At 31.0% G+C, this 23,434-nt stretch carries 20 protein-coding genes and 1 tRNA gene; 14 read left to right on the top strand and 7 right to left on the bottom strand.

Annotation, left to right across the window (positions count from 1 at the left end):
- Positions 1 to 66: 66 nt before the first annotated feature.
- Both ftsH and rsfS read right to left on the bottom strand, forming a co-directional pair.
- Positions 67 to 1,983, bottom strand: a complete 1,917-nt coding sequence (gene ftsH, locus FHG05_RS17040; protein ID WP_140999317.1) for an ATP-dependent zinc metalloprotease FtsH — start codon at positions 1,981 to 1,983, stop codon at positions 67 to 69.
- 9 nt (positions 1,984 to 1,992) lie between these two features.
- Complete coding sequence (rsfS, locus tag FHG05_RS17035) at positions 1,993 to 2,361, bottom strand: ribosome silencing factor (protein ID WP_140999316.1); 369 nt, start codon at positions 2,359 to 2,361, stop codon at positions 1,993 to 1,995.
- A 94-nt stretch (positions 2,362 to 2,455) separates the two neighbouring features.
- On the opposite strand from rsfS, the gene FHG05_RS17030 reads away from it, so the two are divergent.
- Entirely contained in the window at positions 2,456 to 3,181 is a 726-nt protein-coding gene (locus FHG05_RS17030) for a biotin--[acetyl-CoA-carboxylase] ligase (protein WP_140999315.1), read from the top strand.
- A gap of 97 nt (positions 3,182 to 3,278) precedes the next feature.
- On the top strand, positions 3,279 to 6,446 hold the full coding sequence (ccsA, locus tag FHG05_RS17025) for a cytochrome c biogenesis protein CcsA (protein ID WP_140999314.1): 3,168 nt from the start codon (positions 3,279 to 3,281) through the stop codon (positions 6,444 to 6,446).
- Between the two features lie 75 nt (positions 6,447 to 6,521).
- On the opposite strand, the gene FHG05_RS17020 is transcribed toward ccsA, so the two are convergent.
- Entirely contained in the window at positions 6,522 to 7,562 is a 1,041-nt protein-coding gene (locus FHG05_RS17020; RefSeq protein ID WP_140999313.1) for a PLP-dependent cysteine synthase family protein, read from the bottom strand.
- Positions 7,563 to 7,641: 79 nt separating this feature from the next.
- Positions 7,642 to 9,774: a S9 family peptidase gene (locus FHG05_RS17015; protein WP_140999312.1), complete on the bottom strand. Its 2,133-nt coding sequence runs from the start codon at positions 9,772 to 9,774 to the stop codon at positions 7,642 to 7,644.
- A 65-nt stretch (positions 9,775 to 9,839) separates the two neighbouring features.
- Here FHG05_RS17015 and FHG05_RS17010 point away from each other — a divergent pair, with 65 nt between their 5' ends.
- Positions 9,840 to 10,163 carry a YbaB/EbfC family nucleoid-associated protein gene (locus FHG05_RS17010; RefSeq protein WP_140999311.1) on the top strand — a complete coding sequence of 108 codons (324 nt, stop codon included), beginning with the start codon at positions 9,840 to 9,842 and terminating at the stop codon, positions 10,161 to 10,163.
- A gap of 48 nt (positions 10,164 to 10,211) precedes the next feature.
- Here the strand turns inward: FHG05_RS17010 and FHG05_RS17005 are convergent, their stop codons facing one another.
- Genes FHG05_RS17005 through FHG05_RS16995 form a run of 3 tightly spaced genes read right to left on the bottom strand, consistent with a single transcriptional unit; the run spans position 10,212 to position 12,209 of the window.
- Positions 10,212 to 10,925: a tRNA threonylcarbamoyladenosine dehydratase gene (locus FHG05_RS17005; protein WP_140999310.1), complete on the bottom strand. Its 714-nt coding sequence runs from the start codon at positions 10,923 to 10,925 to the stop codon at positions 10,212 to 10,214.
- 37 nt (positions 10,926 to 10,962) lie between these two features.
- Positions 10,963 to 11,616, bottom strand: coding sequence for a TatD family hydrolase (locus FHG05_RS17000; RefSeq protein ID WP_140999309.1), 654 nt, complete (start codon positions 11,614 to 11,616; stop codon positions 10,963 to 10,965).
- A complete protein-coding gene (locus FHG05_RS16995) occupies positions 11,616 to 12,209 on the bottom strand; it encodes a DUF1684 domain-containing protein (RefSeq protein ID WP_140999354.1) in 594 nt (197 codons plus the stop codon). Before FHG05_RS16995 ends, FHG05_RS17000 begins: the two co-directional genes overlap by 1 nt.
- 82 nt (positions 12,210 to 12,291) lie before the next feature.
- Here FHG05_RS16995 and FHG05_RS16990 point away from each other — a divergent pair, with 82 nt between their 5' ends.
- The 11 genes from FHG05_RS16990 to FHG05_RS16940 all read left to right on the top strand — a co-directional run bounded on the left by FHG05_RS16990 (position 12,292) and on the right by FHG05_RS16940 (position 23,287).
- Positions 12,292 to 13,542, top strand: a complete 1,251-nt coding sequence (locus tag FHG05_RS16990; protein ID WP_140999308.1) for an MFS transporter — start codon at positions 12,292 to 12,294, stop codon at positions 13,540 to 13,542.
- A gap of 61 nt (positions 13,543 to 13,603) precedes the next feature.
- On the top strand, positions 13,604 to 13,963 hold the full coding sequence (locus FHG05_RS16985) for a BlaI/MecI/CopY family transcriptional regulator (RefSeq protein WP_140999307.1): 360 nt from the start codon (positions 13,604 to 13,606) through the stop codon (positions 13,961 to 13,963).
- Position 13,964: 1 nt separating this feature from the next.
- Positions 13,965 to 15,833 carry a M56 family metallopeptidase gene (locus FHG05_RS18650; RefSeq protein ID WP_140999306.1) on the top strand — a complete coding sequence of 623 codons (1,869 nt, stop codon included), beginning with the start codon at positions 13,965 to 13,967 and terminating at the stop codon, positions 15,831 to 15,833.
- Between the two features lie 66 nt (positions 15,834 to 15,899).
- Positions 15,900 to 16,040 (top strand): SsrA-binding protein, encoded by a 141-nt coding sequence (locus FHG05_RS16975; protein WP_140999305.1) that lies wholly within the window; start codon positions 15,900 to 15,902, stop codon positions 16,038 to 16,040.
- 101 nt (positions 16,041 to 16,141) lie between these two features.
- A tRNA-Arg gene (locus FHG05_RS16970) sits at positions 16,142 to 16,215 on the top strand.
- A 263-nt stretch (positions 16,216 to 16,478) separates the two neighbouring features.
- Positions 16,479 to 18,254, top strand: a complete 1,776-nt coding sequence (locus FHG05_RS16965; protein ID WP_140999304.1) for a GmrSD restriction endonuclease domain-containing protein — start codon at positions 16,479 to 16,481, stop codon at positions 18,252 to 18,254.
- Between the two features lie 333 nt (positions 18,255 to 18,587).
- Positions 18,588 to 19,670, top strand: coding sequence for a sensor histidine kinase (locus FHG05_RS16960; RefSeq protein WP_140999303.1), 1,083 nt, complete (start codon positions 18,588 to 18,590; stop codon positions 19,668 to 19,670).
- A complete protein-coding gene (locus tag FHG05_RS16955; protein WP_140999302.1) occupies positions 19,663 to 20,340 on the top strand; it encodes a response regulator in 678 nt (225 codons plus the stop codon). Before FHG05_RS16960 ends, FHG05_RS16955 begins: the two co-directional genes overlap by 8 nt.
- A gap of 159 nt (positions 20,341 to 20,499) precedes the next feature.
- On the top strand, positions 20,500 to 20,847 hold the full coding sequence (locus FHG05_RS16950) for a hypothetical protein (protein ID WP_140999301.1): 348 nt from the start codon (positions 20,500 to 20,502) through the stop codon (positions 20,845 to 20,847).
- 4 nt (positions 20,848 to 20,851) lie between these two features.
- Positions 20,852 to 22,189, top strand: a complete 1,338-nt coding sequence (locus FHG05_RS16945; RefSeq protein WP_140999300.1) for a TrkH family potassium uptake protein — start codon at positions 20,852 to 20,854, stop codon at positions 22,187 to 22,189.
- 651 nt (positions 22,190 to 22,840) lie between these two features.
- Entirely contained in the window at positions 22,841 to 23,287 is a 447-nt protein-coding gene (locus FHG05_RS16940; RefSeq protein WP_140999299.1) for a hypothetical protein, read from the top strand.
- Positions 23,288 to 23,434: the final 147 nt, after the last annotated feature.

Here is a 23,434-nt window from a genome sequence, read left to right as displayed (position 1 = left end):
ACTTAGTTCTTTACGGATAAAGAACCAAGTTTTTTTAAAATCGACTCGTCTGTAATTTATAACAACCTATTCTGTAGTGATTTCAATCGTTTTTTCGTGTGGTCTATTTCCAAATATGGTTTCTAAATCATCTTTAAAAATAACTTCTTTTTCAATTAAAATATCAGCTAACTGAATTAATTTATCTTTATTTTCCTCTAATAATTGAATCGCTCTCTTATATTGTGTTTCAATTAATAATGAAATTTCATCATCGATTACTCTTGCAGTTTCTTCAGAATAGGGTTTCGAAAAATTATATTCGCTTTGACCTGAAGAATCATAATACGTTATATTTCCTAACTTATCATTTAATCCATAAATTGTAACCATAGCACGAGCTTGTTTGGTAACTTTTTCTAAATCACTCAAAGCTCCAGTTGAAATCTTATTAAATATGACTTTTTCAGCCGCACGACCACCCATAGTAGCACACATTTCGTCTAACATTTGTTCTGGACGCACAATTAATCGCTCCTCTGGCAAATACCAAGCTGCTCCTAAACTTTGCCCTCTTGGAACAATCGTTACTTTCACTAAAGGTGCCGCATGTTCTAACATCCAACTTACCGTTGCGTGACCCGCTTCATGAATAGCAATAGCTCTTTTTTCTTCTGGAGTAACAATCTTATTCTTTTTCTCTAAACCACCTACAATTCGATCTACAGCATCTAAGAAATCTTGTTTATCTACAGCTTTTTTATCTTTTCTAGCCGCAATTAAAGCAGCTTCATTACATACATTTGCAATATCAGCTCCAGAAAATCCAGGAGTTTGTTTTGCTAAAAATTCCGTATCTAATTCTTCTGATTTTTTTATTGGCTTTAAATGTACTTCAAATATTTCCTTACGCTCTCTAATATCAGGTAAATCAACATAAATTTGTCTATCAAAACGTCCAGCGCGCATCAACGCTTTATCCAACACATCTGCCCTATTGGTAGCTGCTAAAACAATAACATTAGTATTGGTACCAAAACCATCCATTTCAGTTAATAACTGATTCAACGTATTCTCTCTTTCATCATTCGAACCAGACATATTATTTTTCCCACGGGCTCTACCAACCGCATCAATCTCATCAATAAAAATAATCGCTGGTGATTTCTCCTTTGCTTGTTTGAACAAGTCTCTCACGCGTGACGCTCCAACACCTACAAACATTTCCACAAAATCTGAACCAGATAAAGAAAAGAAAGGCACTTTTGCTTCTCCTGCTACTGCTTTAGCCAATAATGTTTTTCCAGTTCCTGGAGGACCAACTAATAATGCACCCTTAGGTATTTTACCACCAATTGATGTATATTTTTCAGGATTTTTTAAAAATTCAACAATTTCTTGTATCTCTTCTTTTGCCCCTTCTAATCCAGCAACATTTTCAAAAGTTACTTTAACATCATTCTTTTCATCAAATAGTTTTGCTTTGGATTTTCCAATACTAAATATTTGACCGCCTCCACTTCCAGAACCACCTGACATTCTTCGCATCATGAAAATCCAAAGACCTGCTAACAAAAGGAAAGGAAGCAACAAAGACAAAATATCACCCCAAATACCTTCGGGTTCTTTAGCATAAGTATTTAATAATTTTTTATCGTAAGCTGCTTTTAAACTTTCTTGAAAAGTCTTTAAATCACCAATTTCAAAATAATAATGAGGCCCTTTTTCATTTAGGTTACCCATCACATCGTTTTTAGCATCTTTGTGCTCTTTATTTCCTAAAGCTTCTTTTTTCAGAAATACTTGAGCTTTGGTATTACTAAAAACAACTTTATCCACTTGACCCGAATCTAAAAACTCATAGAATTTAGATAAAGTGGTTGGTTTTGGATTACTAAAGTTAAATCCATTACCAAATACATTGATTAATAAGAACACACCAAGAATAAGTCCGTATATCAACCACGGACTAATTTTTACTTTTGGACTTTTATTTTCAGACATAATTTCTTTCTAATATTTACTTTCTATTGAAGTTATTTTTGCGTCACCCCAAAGGCTCTCTATATTATAATATTCGCGGATATGTGTTTGGAAAACGTGCACTACTACATTTACAAAATCCATCAACACCCATTCCCCATTTTCTAAACCTTCCACATGCCACGGTTTTTCTTTCAGTTCTTTAGACACCACTTTTTGAATGGAATTTGCGATTGCAACTACTTGGGTATTAGAGTTACCATTACAAACAATGAAATAATCGCATACTGTGTTATCAATTTCTCTAAGATCTAAAATATCTATATCAGCTCCTTTTACATCTTCAATTCCCTTAATGATATTTACTACTAAATCGTCGTTACTATTATTTTTTGCCATTTAAATTTTATAAGTTTATGCAAAGTTACCAATTTTTGTCTTTATTTTTGAACCTTAACATAAGATTAAAAATAAAACTTTACATTTTTTGTAAATGAATATTATCAAACTCAATGCCATAGACTCCACAAACAATTTTTTAAAAGAATTGTCAGCTACTCAAATCTTAGATAACTTCACTACTGTTGTAACCGAAAACCAACTAAAAGGAAAAGGTCAACGAGGAGCCACTTGGAGCTCTGAAGATGGTAAAAACCTAACATTTAGCACATTTATAAATCACACTTCGGCATCTACAAACGAACTATTCACCTTCAACATTGTGGCATCAATAGCAATAGTAGAAGTTTTAAAAAAACATCAATTGACACAATTGCATATCAAATGGCCAAACGACATTTTGTCAGAAAATAAAAAAATTTGTGGCATTTTAATCGAAAATACAATTAAATCAGACGGAAGTATTCATTGCATTATTGGTATAGGCTTAAATGTGAATCAAATGGCTTTTGAAAATTTACCAAAAGCATCCTCCATGGCAATTTTAAAAAATACGATTTTTGATAAAGAGGTTCTTTTAAATGAAGTTTTAACATCTTTAAAACAACATTATCATCAATTACAACATTCCGATTTACTTTGGAAAAAATATCATTTGTACCTCTATAAAAAAGGGACACCTGTTGCTTTTGAAGATACTTCAAAAAAACAATTTATGGGAATCATTCAAGGCGTTTCTAGTTTTGGAAAACTAATCGTATTACTTGAAGATGACATCATTAATGAATACGATATTAAAGAAATAAAAATGTTGTACTAATCCAAATTCTTAAAACTTAACAAAGACTTGTTAAACATTGCAATAAAGTTTTTGTTTTTAAGTACTTTTGCAAACGTTTTAAATTACTACAACAGAAATGGACAAAAAAATATTCTCTTTTTTATTCTCTACACGTTTAATGGCTGTTTTATTTATAGTATTTGCAGCAGCAATGGCCGCTGGAACTTTTATAGAAGATGCCTACAATACGGAAACCGCTCGAATTATAGTTTACAACGCTTGGTGGTTTGAGGTTATTATGGCATTTTTTGTCATTAATTTTGCTGGAAACATAAAAAGATATCAATTGTACAAAAGAGAAAAATGGGCTACTTTTCTCTTACATCTTTCATTCTTATTTATTTTAATTGGAGCTTTTATTACACGCTATGTGAGTTTTGAAGGCATGATGTTAATTCGTGAAGGTGAAACCGAAAATAAATTTTATTCTGACAAAACTTTTGTATATGGTTTCGTAGACGGTAAATACAATGGTGAAATGAGGAGACGTTCTTTTGAGAAAAGTAATTATTTTGCTCCAGAAGATGTAGCTTCGTATTTAAAACCTTTGTTCTCAAATGATTTTACTATTAAAGGAGATTTTAATCAAATTCCATTTAAAATAGAATACGAACAATTCATTATGAATGCTAGTGAATCTATTAAAGAAGATACTAAAGGAATGTATTATCTAAAATTAGTAGAATCTAGTGATGGCTCAAGACACGAACATTACCTAAAAGAAGGTCAAGTTCAAAATATTCATAACATTTTATATGCTTTCAACCAACCTACAGATGGAGCTATTAATATCTTCTATGCGAATGATAGCTTGACTTTGAAAACTCCATTTGCTGGTAATTATATGAAAATGGCCGACCAATCACAAGGTATCGTAAGCAAAGACACCATTCAATCTTTGCAACTTCGATCTTTATACAATCTTGCAGGCAGCCAATTTGTTTTTCCAGAAGCACCTAAAAAAGGTACCATCACATATCAATCTAATAATAATTATAGCGACAAACAAACTCAAGACGCTTTAGTTGTTAAAGTTATTAGTCAAGGTAAAGAAGAAAAAGTTACTTTATTAGGTTCCAAAGGAAGACAAGGTGTTCCACAAACCGTTACTATTGGAGATTTAGACTTTACTTTGTTTTATGGAAGTAAAATCTATGAAACCCCTTTTGCAGTTAAGCTTGAAGATTTTATTGCTGACAAATACCCTGGAAGTGAGAAAAGTTTTTCTGCTTTTAAAAGTAAAGTTGAAATTCAAGATACAGAAAAAAATAACATTTTTAGAGACAGCATCTACATGAATAATGTTTTAGATTATAGAGGATATCGCCTTTTCCAAGCGAGTTATGATAGAGATGAAAAAGGTACTCATTTATCAGTGAACCACGATCAATTGGGAACTTGGACTACTTACATTGGTTACTTCTTATTATACATTGGTTTAATGGTGATTTTATTTGATAAAAACACACGATTTGGAGATTTAAAAAAGAAAATAAATAAAATTAAAGAAAAGAAAAACAGTTTAATGACAGTGCTTTTATTCTTTATTAGTGCTTTAGGTTTTTCCCAAGAACATACTCATGAAACCGAAACAACTGATGCTAAAAAAGCATTTGAATTTCTTTCAAAGTATAAAGTTTCTGAAGAACATGCCACAGAATTTGGAAAAATGGTCATTCAAGATCAAGGTGGTCGAATGAAGCCTATTAATACTTTTTCATCTGAACTTCTAAGAAAAGTATCTAAAAGTGATACATATAATGGAATGAATTCGGATCAGGCATTTATTTCCATGACACAATTTCCGCAATATTGGTATACTGTTCCCATTATTTATTTAAAAAGAGGGAATGACAGTATTCGAAAAATTGCAGGCATTGATAAAGCAGCAAAATTTGCTGCTTTAATTGACTTTTTTGATGCTAAAGGAAATTATAAATTAGCTCCTTATTTAGATGATGCGTATGAAGCGCAAGTTCCTAATAATTTTCAAAAAGATTTTATAGAAGCAGATAAAAAAGTAAATCTTTTGTATGATGCGTTAAGTGGCAAAATTTTACGTGTTTTCCCTATACCAAATGATAAAAACAACAAATGGATTTCCTATTTAGAAGTGAATGATTCTACTAAAACAGCTTTAGATAGCATCAAAAATATTGTTCCTTTTTATTTAGATGCCGTTTCCAAAGCAAGCCAAAGTAAAGATTACAAACTTCCTAATTCTATTTTAAAAGGATTAAAAGCCTATCAAAAAAAATATGGTAGCGCTGTAATGCTTTCTGATCAAAAAATTGATGCGGAGGTAATGTATAATAAATATGATATTTTCAAAAGATTATTCTACCTCTACATGCTAGCCGGAGTTTTAATGTTAGGTTTTGCGATTTATCAATTATTCACATCTGCTAAATGGATTCATTATACGGTAAACTTTTTTCATGTAACTATAGTACTCTTATTTTCATTACACACTTTAGGTTTAATAGCACGTTGGTATGTGTCGGGTCATGCACCTTGGAGTAATGCGTATGAAAGTATGATTTATGTAGCTTGGTCAACTATGTTTTTTGGTGTAGCTTTCAGTAGAAAGTCCAAATTAACATTATCTGCAACAGCTTTTGTTACTTCGATGTTGCTTATGGTTGCACACTGGAGTTGGATGGATCCAGAAATTGGAAATTTACAACCCGTTTTAAATTCATATTGGTTAATGATACATGTTGCCGTTATTGTGGCGAGTTATGGACCTTTTACTTTAGGAATGATATTAGGTTTAGTTGCCTTGTTTTTAATGATTTTTACCAATAAAAATAACACCAAAAAAACAAAATTAGCAATAGACGAATTAAGTTACATCAATGAAATGGCCTTAACTGTAGGTTTAGTTATGTTAACAATTGGTAACTTTTTAGGTGGTCAATGGGCCAATGAGAGTTGGGGACGCTATTGGGGTTGGGACCCAAAAGAAACCTGGGCATTAATTAGTATTTTTGTATATGCATTTGTCATTCATGCTAGATTAGTACCAGGATTAAGAGGCAAATGGTTCTACAACTTTGCCAGTGTTTTGGCTTTTGCTTCAATTGTAATGACCTATGTAGGAGTGAACTTTCACTTAAGTGGGTTACACTCTTATGCTTCGGGTGAGAGACAAAATGTTACCTATTATTTATACATATTCGCTGGAGTGATTGTTATTGGTATATTAGCTTCAATAAAATATAAAAAATACTTCAAGAAATAACCTTATATAATTTATAAAATAAAAAACTCCGAGAATGTTCTCGGAGTTTTTTATTATGTTGAAAAAGTAATTGTACTATTTAATAATTTCAATTTTTTGAGCTTCTTCAATATTTACACTATCAAAGAAACCTTGTTCTCCCATCCATTCATCACTATAGATTTTACTCATGTATCTTGAACCGTGATCTGGGAAGATTACTACAATATTACTATCTTTTGTAAATTCACCTTCTTCTGCAAATTGTTTTACAGCTTGCATCGCAGCACCTGAAGTATATCCTACAAAAAGCCCTTCTTTTCTTGAAATCTCTCTAGCGGTGTGCGCACTTTCTTCATCAGAAACTTTGATGAATTTATCAATCATATCAAAATCAGTAGCTGTAGGAATTAAATTCTTTCCTAAACCTTCAATTCGGTATGGGTAAATTTCTTCACTATCAAATTCTTTGGTTTCATGGTATTTTTTCAATACTGAACCGTAAGCATCTACGCCTAAGATTCTGATATTCGGATTCTTTTCTTTTAAGAAACGAGCTGTTCCTGAAATAGTTCCTCCTGTTCCACTACAGGCTACTAAGTGTGTAATTTGACCTTTGGTTTGTTCCCAAATTTCTGGCCCTGTAGTATTATAATGAGCATCAATATTTAAGTCATTAAAATACTGATTGATATAAATAGAACCTTTGGTTTCTTCATGTAAGCGCTTTGCAACACTATAATATGATCTTTTATCATCTGCAGAAACATTCGCTGGGCAAACATATACTTTAGCTCCCATTGTACGAAGCATGTCTATTTTATCTTTAGATGATTTGGAACTTACCGCTAAAATACAATCGTATCCTTTGATAATACTAACCATTGCTAAACTAAATCCTGTATTACCAGAAGTCGTTTCAATGATGGTATCGCCTGGTTTTAAAATACCTCTTCGTTCTGCTTCATTAATAATATATAATGCGATTCTATCTTTTGTAGAATGACCTGGATTAAAAGCCTCTACTTTCGCATAGAAATTGCCCTCTATATTTTCAGTTACTCTATTTAATTTAATTAGAGGTGTATTACCGATTAACTCTAAAACATTGTTGTAGGCATTTATTTCTTCTCTCATAAAAACTAAATTATATTTGAGGTAAATTATCGTGTTTTAACAACCCCAAAACCCTGCAAATTTAACAAAAAAAAATTAACTACTTCTTAATATTCTCTAAATCTAACAAAAAACTAAATTCTTTAGCCACTTCTTTAAGGGCCTCAAAACGTCCTGAAGCACCACCATGCCCAGCATCCATATTAGTATGCAAGAATAATAAATTTTTATCAGTTTTTGTAACTCTTAATTTGGCAACCCATTTTGCTGGTTCCCAGTATTGCACTTGTGAATCATGTAAACCTGTGGAAACATACATATTTGGATACGCTTGAGCCACTACATTATCATAAGGTGAATAGGACTTCATATAGTCGTAATATTCTTTTTCATTTGGATTTCCCCATTCATCATATTCACCAGTTGTCAAAGGAATACTATCATCTAACATGGTGGTCACTACATCCACAAAAGGTACTTGGGCGATTACTCCATGATACAATTGTGGCGCCATATTTACAATAGCCCCCATTAAAAGTCCTCCAGCAGAACCACCTTCTGCATATAGATGCTCAGGTGATGTATATTTTTCAGCGATGACATATTTAGAACAATCTATAAAATCAGTAAATGTATTTTTCTTTTTCAATAATTTACCATCTTCATACCATTGTCTTCCTAAATCTTCTCCACCTCTAATATGAGCAATGGCATAAATAAAGCCTCTATCTAATAAGCTTAAACGTGTAGTTGAAAAATAAGGATCCATAGACGCTCCATACGAACCATACGCATATAATAAGAATGGATTAGACCCGTCTTTTTTCATTCCTTTTCGGTACACCATAGAAATAGGCACTTTGGTACCGTCGGTTGCTGTAGCCCAAATTCGTTCTTCTACATAGTTATTTTTATCAAACTTACCTCCTAAAACTTCTTGTTCTTTTAAAACCACTTTCTCTTTGGTTTTCATATTAAAATCAATTACCGAAGAAGGAGTTGTTAAGGATTGGTAAGCATAACGTAATATATCCGTATCAAAATCTGGATTGGTAGTTGTGTAAGCGGTATAGGTTTCACTTTCAAAAGGTAAATAATAAGCGCCTTCCCCTTTCCATGGTCTAATTTGAATTTTATTTAATCCATTAGAACGTTCTTCTACCACTAGGAAATCTCTAAAAATATCAATTCCTTCTAAAAGCACATCTTCTCTATGTTCAATTACATCTACCCAATTTTCCATCCCAGTAGCATTTTCAGGAGTTTTCATCAGTTTGAAATTGGTTGCTTTATCTTTATTGGTTACAATATAAAAGCTATCACCAAAGTGAGAAATACTGTATTCTAAACCTCTCGTTCTTTTTTGAAACATTGTAAAAGTACCATTCGGTTTGTCGGCTTCTAAAAATTGATACTCCGAAGTTAACGTACTTGAAGAACCAATTACAATATATTTTTTTGATTTTTCTTTGTAAACAAAACAATAAAATGTATCGTCTTTTTCATGATAAACCAATTCGTCTTGTTTCACATCTGTATGTAATACATGTTTGTAAATCATGTCCGAACGCAAGGTTTTCGGATCTTTTTTCGTGTAGAAAAAAGTTTTATTATCACTTGACCAAGTAGTTCCTCCAGTTGTATTTTCAATTAATTCAGATAAAACTTCACCTGTTTCTAAGTTTTTAACTTGAATCATATATTGTCTTCTAGAAACCAAGTCCACTCCAAAAGTCACCCATTTATTATCTTCACTCACGCTCAAGCCGCTTAAGTTGAAATACGCTTGTCCTTTAGCCAATTCATTACAATCGAACATGATTTCTTCTTTGGCTTCTAAACTTCCTTTTTTACGAGCATAAATAGGATAATCTTTACCTGTTTCAAAACGTGTAATATAATAATATCCATTATAAAAATAAGGAACCGAAGTGTCATCTTCCTTAATTCTAGCTTTCATTTCCTTGAATAAATCGTCCTGAAGTTGCTTGGTATGAGCTGTCATAGCTTCATAGTATTCATTTTCTTTATTCAGGTAATCAATAACTTCTTTGTCTTCTCTTTGGTTTAACCAAAAATAATTATCTGTACGAATGTCACCGTGTTTTTCTAACGTATGCGGAACTATTTTTGCAATAGGTGGTTGAATTTCTGTTTTCATTTCTTCCTGTTTGTCTTTACATGAAGTGGCAAAAATAATAGAAATGGCAACAAAAAAAGAGATTTTTTTCATGAAGTTATACATTTAAAGTTAACAGCTAATTTAGTATTTTTGTACTAATAAAAAAATTAAAAATTATGTTTGGAGACCTTATGGGAATGATGGGTAAAATTAAAGAAACCCAAGCCAAAGTAGAAGCCACAAAAAAACGTTTGGATACCGTTTTAATTGATGAAAAAAGTAGCGACGGACTACTTGAAGTAACGTTAACTGCTAATCGCAGTATTAAATCGATACAAATTAACGATACTTTATTAGAAGACAAAGAAATGCTTGAAGATTATTTAGTAACGGTTTTAAACAAAGCCATTGAAAAAGCGACTAATGTAAACGAAGCGGAGTTAGCAGCAGTAGCGAAGGAAGGCATGCCAGATATTCCTGGTATGGATTTATTTAAATAAAATAGGTTTCTATCTGAACATTTATCTGCTCAGATAGAAACTTCTTAATTACTTGATTAAATTTTTAACTACAGTTTCAGCAGCATACAAACCAAATAAAGCAGGCATCCAACTATTGGTTCCATAAAAAGACTTTTTAAAATTGGTTCCATCGGTAGTTTTAATACTTGTATAATCCGGACGTTCGTCTGAATATACCACTTTTACTCCTTTTGAAATTCCTTCAGCTTTTAAACGCTTTCTCACGTTTTTAGCTAACGGACAATATTCGGTCTTACTAATATCTCTGACCTTTACATTCTCTGCATTGTATTTCCCTCCTGCTCCCATATTGCTAATCACTTTTACTTTTTTCCTTTTACAAGCAATAATTAAGTTTAGCTTTGGAGTTACACTGTCAATACAGTCTAAAACATAGTCAAATTCTGGTGTAACTAATTCAAAAGCTCTTTCTGGAGATAAAAACTCTTGAATACGCGTCAATTTCAATTCTGGATTAATATCTAATAAACGATCACCTACTATTTTCACTTTGGGTTCACCCACTGTAGAGTGTAAAGCAGGTAACTGACGATTTATATTGGTAATATCAACTGTATCACCATCCACTATAGTCATGCTTCCTACTCCTGCACGTGCTAAAAATTCGGCAGCAAAACTACCAACACCACCTAAACCTACTACCAATACATTTGCATGGGTTAACTTATGCATTCCTTCTTCTTTAAATAATAAAACTGCTCGTTCTTGCCACTTTGCCATTTATCTTTCTGTTTAAATTTTTTAATTGTTTAAAGGTTTAAAATTCTCTTTTAAATGTTGCTTCAAAATTGTTCTTCACTATTTGTTTGAGTTCATTGATAGGTATATTTTTCATTTCTGAAGCTTTTTCATACACTTGAGCAATGGTTTCTTCAATAGTATCGGTTTCTAAAAAAAATCGATCCATGGGTACTTTTTGAAACACACTTTCTAATTCTGGATTTCGTAATAAATATTTACCAAAAGACAAATAAAATCCATTATCTAAAAGCGATTGCGCGACTTGCTCATTTTTGGAAAAACCGTGAATAATCATTGGATTTTGAATATTCATTTCCTTTTTCACGGCAATTACTTCCTGATAGGCAGCTACACAGTGCAAAATTACAGGTTTATTTGTTTTTTGTACCAATGCTAATTGGTCTTTAAAAACCTCTAATTGTTTTTCCAGAGGAATTTCGATGCGTTTGTCTAAACCGCACTCTCCTAAAGCAATACAACTTGCTGAAGCCAATTTCTCTTCAATGCAAGCTAAATCTGTTTCGATTCTATTTTCATCAATATACCAAGGATGTATCCCGATGGAATAGTTAGGAATACTTTCTTGAAATTCCCAAGGATATTGATTGACTACTTCATAAACAGAAGTATCATTTGTAAAGGAATGTGTATGTAAGTTAATAAATTGCATTAGTCATGAAATTTTTTTACTCCAGCTTCGATAGCTATATTCAAATCATTTTCTAAAGGAACAATCGGACAGGAATATTTATGATTGTAAGCACAATACGGATTATACGCTTTATTAAAGTTAATCATAACTTTATCTGTGGTTGGAATTCGCATGTCTATGTAACGTCCACCTATATAACTCTCTTTACCGCATGTTGCATCTGAAAAAGGCAAAAACAAATAATCCTTAAAACCAGGTCTTTTAGACAACTCCATATTTTGATACACATTCAATTGAAATGCTTTCCCTTCCAATTCAAAATACAACGTACCAAACTTCACATACATCGGTGTTCTATCGGTAGACGTTTTCATTTTGAAAGGTTTTTCTTTTTTTGCTTTTTTAAAGGTCGCTTCAACAATTAGTTTTTCGTTAATCGGATAAAAATCCAACCCTTTAAACTGCGCTCTATCTTCTTCTGTTAACGGACTCTCTTCAGCATCTGCAAATTCAGCATTCATCTTTTTTTGAAATTCATATACAGCTTCTACTTCACTATTTTGTGCGAAAGAAAAACTTATCCATAACAAAACTATCCCAATTCTCAACATCTCTTTTTTTTGCAAAAATATATATTTTGACTTATATAATTTTAAAAAACCGATTTCGTACCTTTGAAAATCAATCCCAATCATGATACAAAAAGCATTTTTCAAGTACATCGAGAACTTTAAAGGTTTTTCTAGAGAAATCTGGATTTTAACCTTAATTACCTTCATTAATAGAGCTGGAACTATGGTGTTACCGTTCTTATCCAAATATTTAAAAGAAGACCTGAATTTCACTCTAGATCAAGTAGGATGGATTATGGTTAGTTTTGGTTGTGGTTCGATGTTAGGCTCATGGTTAGGTGGAAAATTATCAGATAAAATTGGTTTCTATAAAATAATGATTTTCAGTTTGCTTACAAGCGGACTCATGTTTTTTGGTTTACAACACATTACCACTTATGAAGGGTTATTAGTTGCTATTTTTTTAATCATGACCATAGCGGATATGTTTCGACCCGCTATGTTCGTTTCTTTGGCGGCTTATGCTAAACCAGAAAATCGCACACGCGCCCTTACCTTAGTTCGTTTGGCTGTTAACTTAGGTTTCGCAGCCGGACCTGCATTGGGCGGTTTGATTATTATGAATATTGGTTACGAAGGATTGTTTTGGGTAGATGGTTTTACCTGTGTGGCTGCCATTCTTATCTTTTGGATTATGGTAAAAGAAAAACAACATTCCTCTTATTTAAACAAAGAAAATCCAGGAGAAATTTTGACGGCATCTGTTTTTAAAGATGGTCCGTTTTGGACGTTCTTGATTATGTGTTTGATTAATGGGATTATCTTTTTCCAATTATTCTCTACCTTACCTATTTATCATAAAGAACAATTCAACTTAACCGAGTTGCGTACAGGGTTACTCTTAGCTTTTAACGGAATTCTTATTTTCTTTATGGAAATGCCAATTGTAAGCTATATTGAACGTAAAAAATTTGATAAAGTAAAAGTAGTGACTATTGGTACTTTTATCATGGGATTGTGTATGTACCTCCTTTTAATTAATCAATGGGAAATAGTGCTTTGGATAATGATGTTCATTATGACCTTTGGAGAAATGCTCGCTTTTCCTTTTTCCAATTCCTTTGCAATGAGTCGTGCCCCAAAAGGACATGAAGGTCGCTATATGGCTATTTTTACCATGAGTTATAGTTTTGCGCATATTCTATCTGCCAAAACTGGTTTCTTTATTATTGAATTTTACAATAGCTATCAATACAATTGGTTTTTTATGGGAAGCCTTGGTATTATAGGAACACTATTAGGCTACTTCACCTTAGTATTACTTCGAAAAGAAAAAGCAATTACTTTAAAAACTAAAAAAATAGTTAAATAACTAAAAAAATAGTTGTTAAACTAAAAAAATAGTTATAGGTTTGTGTAACAAAAAAAGAGTTATGCAAAAATTAACGAATAAAGAAGAAGAAATCATGCAGATTTTATGGAAGCTGAAGAAAGCTTTTGTAAAAGACATCATGGAAGAAATTATTGAAGATAAACCCCATTACAATACGCTATCTACTATAGTACGAAATTTAGAAGAAAAAGGCTATGTAGGTTATACGGCTTATGGAAAAACACATCAATATTTTCCTATTGTAAGTATTGAAAACTACAGAAAAAAATTCATGAATACGGCTATTGATACGTATTTCAATAGTTCGTACAAAAATTTAGTTTCCTTTTTTGCTGAAGAAGAAAAAATCTCAGCAGACGAGCTTCGTGAAATTTTAGAAATCATAGAAAAGAAAAAGTAATATGGAAAACCTGATGTTATATATTCTAAAAGTAAATGGATTACTATTGGTTTTCTATTTCGCTTATCATTTTTTATTAAGAAAAGAGACTTTTTTTCAAAGTAATCGCATTTTTTTACTTTTAGGTATTGCTACTTCATTCGTTTTACCACTCCTTTCATTTACTACAATCATTTGGGTAGACCCAGAACCTCTTGCTACTAGTTATACTTATGAAACCTTACCATTAGGTTCCTTCGAAAATCAGATAGAAGCAGAACCCTTCAACTGGAATCAGTTCTTATTTAGTTGTTATCTTTTAGTCTGTATTTTCTTTTTGGGCAAACTCTTGATAGAGCTCTTCTCTTTCTTTAGAATCATCAAAAAAGGAACTAAAATTAAATCGGAGAAAATTGTTTTGGTAGAAACCAATGAAAGTCAGAATCCTTTTTCCTTTTTTAATTACCTCGTAATCAACAAACAAAACTTCTCACCTGAAGAATTGGAATTGATTTTGGTACATGAAAAAATCCATATTCTACAAAAACACTCTATAGATGTCTTAATCAGTAAACTCTTGTGTTTGATTTTTTGGGTCAACCCAATGGTTTGGCGTTACCGAAAAGCTATTTTGGAAAATTTAGAATTTATTGCAGACCAACAAACTTCTGCACGAACCAATAAAACGTACGAATACCAAAAAACTTTATTGAAAGCGGTTATTTGTGCGAATCAATTATCAATTACTAATCAATTTTATCAATCATTAATCAAAAAACGAATCGTTATGTTAAACACCAATCCTTCTTCAAAGAAACAACTTTGGAAATACAGTATTGCTTTACCGCTAATACTAGGTTTTATTTTCTGTTTCCAAATTGAAACTATCGCTCAGGTAAAAGAAAATCAAAAACAAACTCCTCAAAAAGCACAACAATCACAAGAAAAAGTGGAGCTTCGTATTGACAAAAATTCGACCGATGAACAAATCAAAAAAGAAACAACTTACCTACAAGAAAAATATGATGTAACGGTTAAAGTTTCTAAAATTAAAAGAAATGCTGCTAATGAAATTGTAGGTTTAAAAGTAGATTACAAAGATGGTAAAGGAAATTCTGGATCTTCTCAAATTTCTGGAGACGAACCTATCAAACCTTTTGTTTTTTTTATGAACAACCACAATGGCAAAAGAAATATGGGGTTCCAAAGTTTAAGTAATTCAGGAAATAAACCCGCTGTATACGTGTACCGAAACAACGATGAGAATGAAGAGGAAGAAGACGTTGTGGCCTATGCTTTTGATGACGAAAATATACCAGCGCCTCCTGCTCCACCAGCTCCACCCGCATTAGGAAAAATGAAAGCCCTACCTGCTCCACCAAGTCCACCTAATTTTCCTGCTCCACCAGCAGTTCCTTCCGACTTAACTAGTGAAAAAGCCATGAAAGAATTTGAAGAAAAAATGGCTGCTTTTGAAATGAGCATGAAAAAAATGCAACCTCAAATGGAACAATTCGAAAAAGAAATGGAAAAGTACGAAATGGAAATGGAAGGTTTTGAACCTGACATGAAAGCTTTCGAAAAGCAAATGGAAAAGTTTGAAAAAGAAATGGAGGCCTATCAAGAGAAAATGATGAAAAATCGTTATGTCTACGTAGAAAAGATAGAAAAAATGAAAGATAAAGAAGCGTACCGAGTGCAAGACAAAGCGCATCAGGAAGCCATGATGAAAGCGCATAAAGAAGCGATGGAAGCACATAAAATGGAAATGAAAGCACATAAAGAAGCATTGAAACAGCAATTAGAAGCGGAGAAAATGAGAATGAAAGCAGAAATGGAACGCAGCAAAGCCGAACAAAAAAGAAGAGCGGAAGAATTAAAAAAAATATAATATGCCAATCAAAACATCCTGTACACACAGGATGTTTTTTTATGTATCTTTGTCAAAAACAAACACATGTATAAATTTTTGGCCAAACTGAACAAACTAATTTTACCTAGTTTAACCAAACAAAAACTAGATGTTACCAAAGCCAGCAAATGGCAAAAAGCCTTATTAGCATATCGTTATTACATCACTATCAGGAGTTTAGATTAAAACCAAAAAAAGGCTACAAAAGCGATCCTAATATTTTTTGATTTTTTTTATTTTTTGATTTGCAAATTAATCAAATATACCTATATTTGCACCCTCAAATAGGCCTCGTGGCGCAACTGAATAGCGCATCTGATTACGGCTCAGAAGGTTACAGGTTTGAATCCTGTCGAGGTCACAAGAGTATTCTTACAAAACCCTGTAAATTATTGATTTACAGGGTTTTATGTTTAATATTTTGGGAATTCAAACTTACATCAATTATTTTTTTAAACATCTGTTTTTCAATGTTTTATGTTTTTAAAAAAATAACAAAATTCCCAATAACTACCCAAAAACTGCCCACAAATTACCAGCTAAAAAACATTTTTATTGTCATCTTTATATTAATTAAACTATAATTATTTATATTTATTAGATTTAAATTTAAAAAGGAAAAGTATGATTGAATCTCCAACCGGAATGAGTATAATGCAAATTTACGAACACTATAGAAAAGATCAAGTATTTGTAAACAGAAGGTATCAAAGAAAACTTGTATGGACATTAAAAGAAAAACAAAATTTAATAGATTCAATTTTATTAAAATATCCTGTGCCTTTAATATTATTAACAAAAACAAATAAAGGTTTTGAAATAATTGATGGAATGCAAAGGCTTAATGCTTTCTTTGGTTTCATAGAAAATGAATTTCCAATTATAATCGACGGTGAAGAAAAATATTTCAATACTAATGATTACACTTTCTCTAGAACTCAAATTTCTGAAGGAAAATTTCAACCAATAACAGAAGCTAAATATATTACTCAAGAACAGGTTTCAGATTTTATTTCATATCAATTTCCACTAACAGTTTTTAAATCAACAAAAATTGATGATATAAATGAAACTTTTAGGCGAATTAACTCAGGAGGCAGACATCTTTCTCCTCAAGAAGTAAGACAAGCAGGTAATATTACAAAATTTGCAGATTTAGTTAGAGAAATATCTGCTGAAATTAGAGGTGATTCATCAAATAACATTTTACTTTTATCAAATATGCCAAGTATCAGTATTGATACAAGAGAACCTTTAGGATATGGTATTAGCGCACTAGATACAATCTGGTGTAAACATGGGATTTTAAGAATAACTGACTTAAGAGAAAGTGAAGATGAACAATTTATAGCAGATATTATTCTTTCAATTGCTTTAGAAAAACCCTTTCCTTCAAGTAAAATAGAATTTAATAATTATTATGGTACAGGAGATAATGATAAATCTAACGAAATAGAAATTAAAATTAATGCATTAGGAAGAGATAATCTAGCAAAAGATATAAAATTAGTTTTTTCTGAAATTAAAAGTTTTTGCGATAACTACTTAACAAATGAAAATTTAAAAAAAATTGTAAATCCAAAGGCAGGAGGAAATCCAATTAAAGAAGATTTCTATACAATTTTTATGGCTTTTTATCAATTAATTATTAATGATAACAAGTTCCCTTTTGATAATTTAGAAATTAAAAAAGCATTAAGTAATATACATAAACGTTTAACAAGAGATAGAAAATATACAACAACAGCCGGAAGAATTAAAAACATAACACTTTGTAAGAGCTTTCTAGAACCTCATTTTAAAGAATCTAAGAATACATTTAGAAGTAGAACTTCATTATCATTAGACTTTCAAAATTATTTAATGAGATCTAAAGTTGAATCAGCAATATATGATTTTAAACAAGGTTTATATACTTTAAACCCAAAAAAGAGAGAATTTTCTGAAAAAACATTTGAAGATAAAATCATAAAGAGTATAGCAGCACTATCTAATCTAGGTAAAGATAAAAAAGGTTACCTTTTTATAGGTGTTAGTGATAAAGAAGAGGATACTGCTCAAATTGAAAAACTGGATAAAATAGACAATGTTTTTAGATATCAAGGTTTTGGAGTTGTAGGTTTAGAAAGAGAGGCAAAATTAAGAGGAGTTACTTTAGACAATTACATAACCATGATAACTGATAAAATTTCAAAATCAGCATTACCACAAGAGTTATTAAAAAGAGTTTCTAAAACAATAACTCCTATTACTTACCATAATAGAACAATCCTTATGATTGAAATCCAATGTGGAAATTCACCGATTTATTATAATGATAAAATGTATCATAGGGATGGGTCAAATACTAAGGAAGTTGTTGGAGCTGCTCAAGGAGATATATTTAAATTATTTTTATAAAAACTTTCCAAAAACTGCCCAATAAAGAATAAAACCCTTGATTTTAAAGGGCTCACGCTTCAAGTTTTTTTTCTGTCGAGGTCACGAATAAAAACCCTTATCTCTTGAAAATCAATATGTAAGGGTTTTTTAATTTTTACTTTAACCAACATTTAGCCATAAATTATAATTTATTATATCTTTTTGATTAAAGAGCCTTCCACCCTATTCTGTAAAAATTATCCACTTGTTTATGAAGCTTAAATAGAATTAATTATTAATTCACAATTCTATTTTCAAATCTAAATTTTTATAAAATATTTATATTGGAATAATTAACTTTGAAATAAAAAATTGGAATTACTAAAAACAAGAACCTACAGTAAAAAGAATCAGTACTTTATAAGTATTCTTCTTATTGTTTTAACCTCAATTGCTTGCTATCTTTCTGTAGATATGATAGGCTTCAGAACCGTAGCTTTGATTTTACTTTTAGCAGTTTCGCTTAATGCAATTTTGTTCGATATTTTTCCAGTTATGCTTTCCGCCCTGTTAAGCGCATTAATTTGGAACTTTTTTTTTATACCCCCTATATTAACCTTACATATTGGCTCTCCTGAAGATGGGTTAATGTTTCTTATGTATTTTGTAATTGCTTTGATAAATGTGGTTTTAACGAATAAAGTTAGAGACGTGGAAAGAAAAGAGAGAGACGAAGAAGAAAAAGTAAAAGCAATACAATTATACAACACCTTATTTAATTCACTTTCGCACGAATTAAAAACCCCAATATCTACAATTATTGGAGCAATTGATACCATAAAAGATAATCAAACCAAAATATCAGAAAACAATAAAAACGAATTATATACTGAAATTGAAATTGCTAGTAATAGATTAAATAGACAAGTTGAAAATCTTTTAAATATGAGTCGACTTGAAGCTGGTTTTATTCAACTTAGAAAAGATTGGTGTGATTTGAATGAGCTTATTTTTACAGTTTTAAGAACTTTAAAAGACGAGTCAATGTATCATATAATTAAATTTACTCCTAATGAAGAAATTCCATTAGCTAAAATAGACTCCGGTTTAACAGAACAAATAGTTTATAATTTAATTTATAACGCACTTCAGTACACTCCAACAAATTCAACTATAAAAATTAAATTAGATTATAACAAAGACAATTGTTTTATTACAATTTTCGATAATGGCAAAGGATTCCCAGAAAATGAAATTGCTTTTGTCTTTGATAAATTCTATCGTTTAAATAATACCGCTGCTGGAGGAACTGGTTTAGGTCTTTCAATAGTCAAAGGTTTTGTTGAAGCAATGAATGGAGAGATACAATTAGAAAATTTATCTAAAGGTGGTGCCAAATTTACAATTCAAATACCTTGTGATTTTTCAATAAATACAGAATTAGAAAATGAATAAAGCAGAGATATTAATCATTGACGATGAACCTCAAATTAGAAAATTACTTCAAATAAACTTAGAAAGTAATGATTATAAAGTAATTCAAGCAAGCAATGGAAAAGAAGGTTTAATATTAGCTGCAAATCATCCTCCTGAAGTAATATTACTTGATATAGGTTTGCCTGATAAAAGTGGTCATGAAGTTCTAAAAGAATTAAGAGAGTGGTACAACAAACCAATTATTATCTTGTCTGTACAAGATAATGAAACGGATATCATTTCAGCGCTTGACAACGGTGCAACCGACTATCTTACCAAACCTTTTAGAACAGGTGAATTACTGGCTAGAATTCGTTCTGCAATTCGTAGAAGTCAAAACACTACTAATAATTCAAGTATAGTTTGTGGTGATATCGAAATTGATTTTGTTGCTAGAATTGTAAAAAGAAAAGGAGAAATAGTAAAACTTACTTCTACAGAATATAACTTATTAATCTTATTTGCTAAAAATGAAGGTAAAGTTCTAACGCATCAATTTATTCTAAAAGAAATTTGGGGATATGGCTATCAAACTGAAACACAATATTTGAGAGTATTTGTAGGCACATTGCGAAAAAAAATAGAAGAAAACTATAATAACCCACAGCATATTATTACTGAAAGCGGTGTTGGATATCGTTTTGAATAATCTTTATAAAATCTTTATATAACCCTATTAAACCTTGATTTTTTATTTATCACTTTCAACGGAACTTTGTAGTATCAAAAACAAAGAGATGTTAAAGGGTGATTGAATAAAAAAATCCATTTATCCCTTCCAAACATTTCATTTTTAGACTTCTAAATAATGAATAATAAAATACCCATGACCGAAAAAATAGCAGGTGAAATTGTAAAAATCTGCTTTGATGTCTCAGAATTTTCAAAACTTTATGATCTAGAGCATCCAAAAAACCCTTCAAAACTATCTGAAATTAGTGAAGAAATAAAAAAAGGATTCAAATGGTTTATTAATATCGATAGTGAGAATGAAATGTATTTGAAAACAAATGAATATATCCATTCCGTTAACAAAGCATTGGAGTTATACCAGGATTCAAATGTTGTAATAAAAAACAAAGACAAAATAATACTTCAACTTACTCAATTACAACTCCATCTTTCAAATCTTAAAAAAGAATTTTCAACTAAGTAAAATCATGAAAAATATAACTAAAAGATATAGAAAATTTCAATTATCGTTATCTCCACAACAAAACTTACTTTATGGCTTTTTAACATACACTTTTATTGGTTGCATATTACTTTGTTTACCCATTTGTCACAAACAATTTGTCAATCCAACAGATAACCTTTTTACTGCAACTTCGGCAATTTCAACCACAGGTTTAGTTACTGTAAGTGTTTTTGATTCTTATAACTGGTTGGGTCAATTCATTGTAATGTTGTTGATTCAAATTGGTGGTATTGGTTATATGACCTTTACCTCTTTTGTCTTATTATCTAAAAAAAGTCCATTAACACATTGGCATCAAAGAGTCTTAAATGCAGAGTTTTCTATGCCAAAAGGCTTTGAAATAAAGGATTTTTTAAAATCTGTAATTATCTTTACAATAGTAATTGAAACTCTTGGTGCATTATGCTTCTATATTGCTTTCACTCAAGAAGGAGTTGAACATAATTTTGCAATGTGGAGTAGTATTTTTCACAGTGTTTCTTCATTCTGTACAGCTGGTTTTGGACTCTATAATGATAGTTTCGAGCAATTTGCAGACAATACATCTATTAATACTATAATTTCTGTATTATCTATTTGTGGTTCATTAGGTTTTATTGTTGTTACCGATTTTTGGAATCGTTTTTCAGGAAAAAACAAAACAATTACCTACACCACAAAAATAATTTTTGGAGTAATTACTTTGCTGCTTACTTTTGGGACTATCATGTTTTATTTTTTTGAACCTTCAATAAATAATTTACAAGATAGTAAACTAATGGCTTCATTTTTCCAATCTATGTCAGCTCTAACTACTGTTGGTTTCAATACCATACCTATTGGAAAACTATCTTTAGTAATTCAGCTTGTACTCATATTTCTAATGTATGTAGGTGCTTCCCCATCAGGGACAGGTGGTGGAATGAAATCTACAACATTGACAGCACTTATTGCGATAATGTGGAATAGAATACGAAACAACAAACAAGTTACTTTCTTTGGAAAAGTAATTCCAATTGAAAGGCTTTATGTAGCTACCTCGGTATTCATACTGTATGCTTCCGTATTATTTGTATCTACTTTCTTCCTAGCTCTTACCGAAAATTTACCTCTTGATAAAATTTTATTTGAAACTACTTCTGCCATAGGAACAGTTGGTTTGAGTACCGGAATAACAAGCAGCTTAACCACATTTGGAAAAATAAATTTAATAATGGTCATGTTTATCGGTCGATTAGGTGTTTTAACTTTTGGATTGGCAATTCTAGCTAAAAGAAAAGAAATTAAAACAAAAATGGACAAATGTGATTTAGCTGTTTAAATCTCTAAACCACTACTAAAAATAGTGTATTTCAATTATTCCATGTAATCCGTGCTAGTAACCTTAGCCATAAAATTATACTTTCGTTATATTTGTAGAAATTCAATTCGTATCATTGATTTTGAATAACAACTTTTCAAAGAAATAAAACCTCAACACTAAAATTTATTATTAATAAACCTAAACAGTTTATGAAAAAATATTTTTTTATACTAATTCTTGGAATATTGCTTCTATTTATGTGGTCAATTTATACCTATATTAATAATACAATCACATCAACTGTTTTTTTAAGAGAAACGATTCTTTATCTTTTACTTATTGTTTTGCTAATTATAATTAAGAATAAAAGGAATATAAATTAAACTCTTAAACAAACAAGTATTTATCTCATCTATCTCCTATTCTACTTCTTATGTGTTCGTATTATTGCTGCTTTTCATTATAAAAGCAACTCGAAAATTCCAAACTAAGGTGTTAAACTACAAACAATCTATATTCAAAAAATACCAAAAAGTTTGTATTGTAGACCGCAGTCCAAAAGACTAAATTTGAGTATGATATACTAACATTTGCACCTTCTCTTTTGGGTTAAGATCGAAATATTACAAAACCAAAAATGAACTAAGGCAAAACTTAAATTGTAAAAGTATGAAAAAATTGATTTTTATGAGTGTCATCTCACTATTATTAGGATTGACTGTGAAAGCGCAACAAACCAATATTGTGGTATCCATTGCAAAAAAAGCAACCAGTTGTAATTCAACCGACTTAGGTTACCAAGTGTATTATGGTGCTTCGAGTTCCTCTGAATTGGAAAGGAAAGCGGTTACCGAATTAAAACGAAATAATCCCGATTGGCAAAGTGTAGAAAGCAAAGACAATATCGATTGGGGTAGCTACATGGGGAATTACTTGGTAATTATTTCCACCGTTACTACAGATTCAAAAGGATGCCAAAGAGTTACATATGGTGTGGGTTTTGGAAAAGAAAGCAGTAGCGCTTTAAAAGATGCTCTTTCGCATGTAAAAGGTAGAAATTGGACTTGGCTCGAAAGCAAACACGGTTATCGAATAGAAGTCGAAAAAAGATATTAAAAAGCCGATTACAATGAATCGGCTTTTTTAATTAGGTGTCTTGTCCTGAAAAAAGTTGACTACAAAAATAGAATTATGTCAACATTAAAAGATTCTCAAAAATTAAAGAGAGCTCCACAATTTTATAGTGAAGCATTTAAACGACAA

Origin of the sequence: Flavobacterium profundi (assembly GCF_006491645.1) — a bacterium.
In the GTDB taxonomy this organism is placed as follows: Bacteria; Bacteroidota; Bacteroidia; order Flavobacteriales; family Flavobacteriaceae; genus Flavobacterium; species Flavobacterium profundi.
This window is presented reverse-complemented; position numbering and strand designations above follow the sequence as displayed.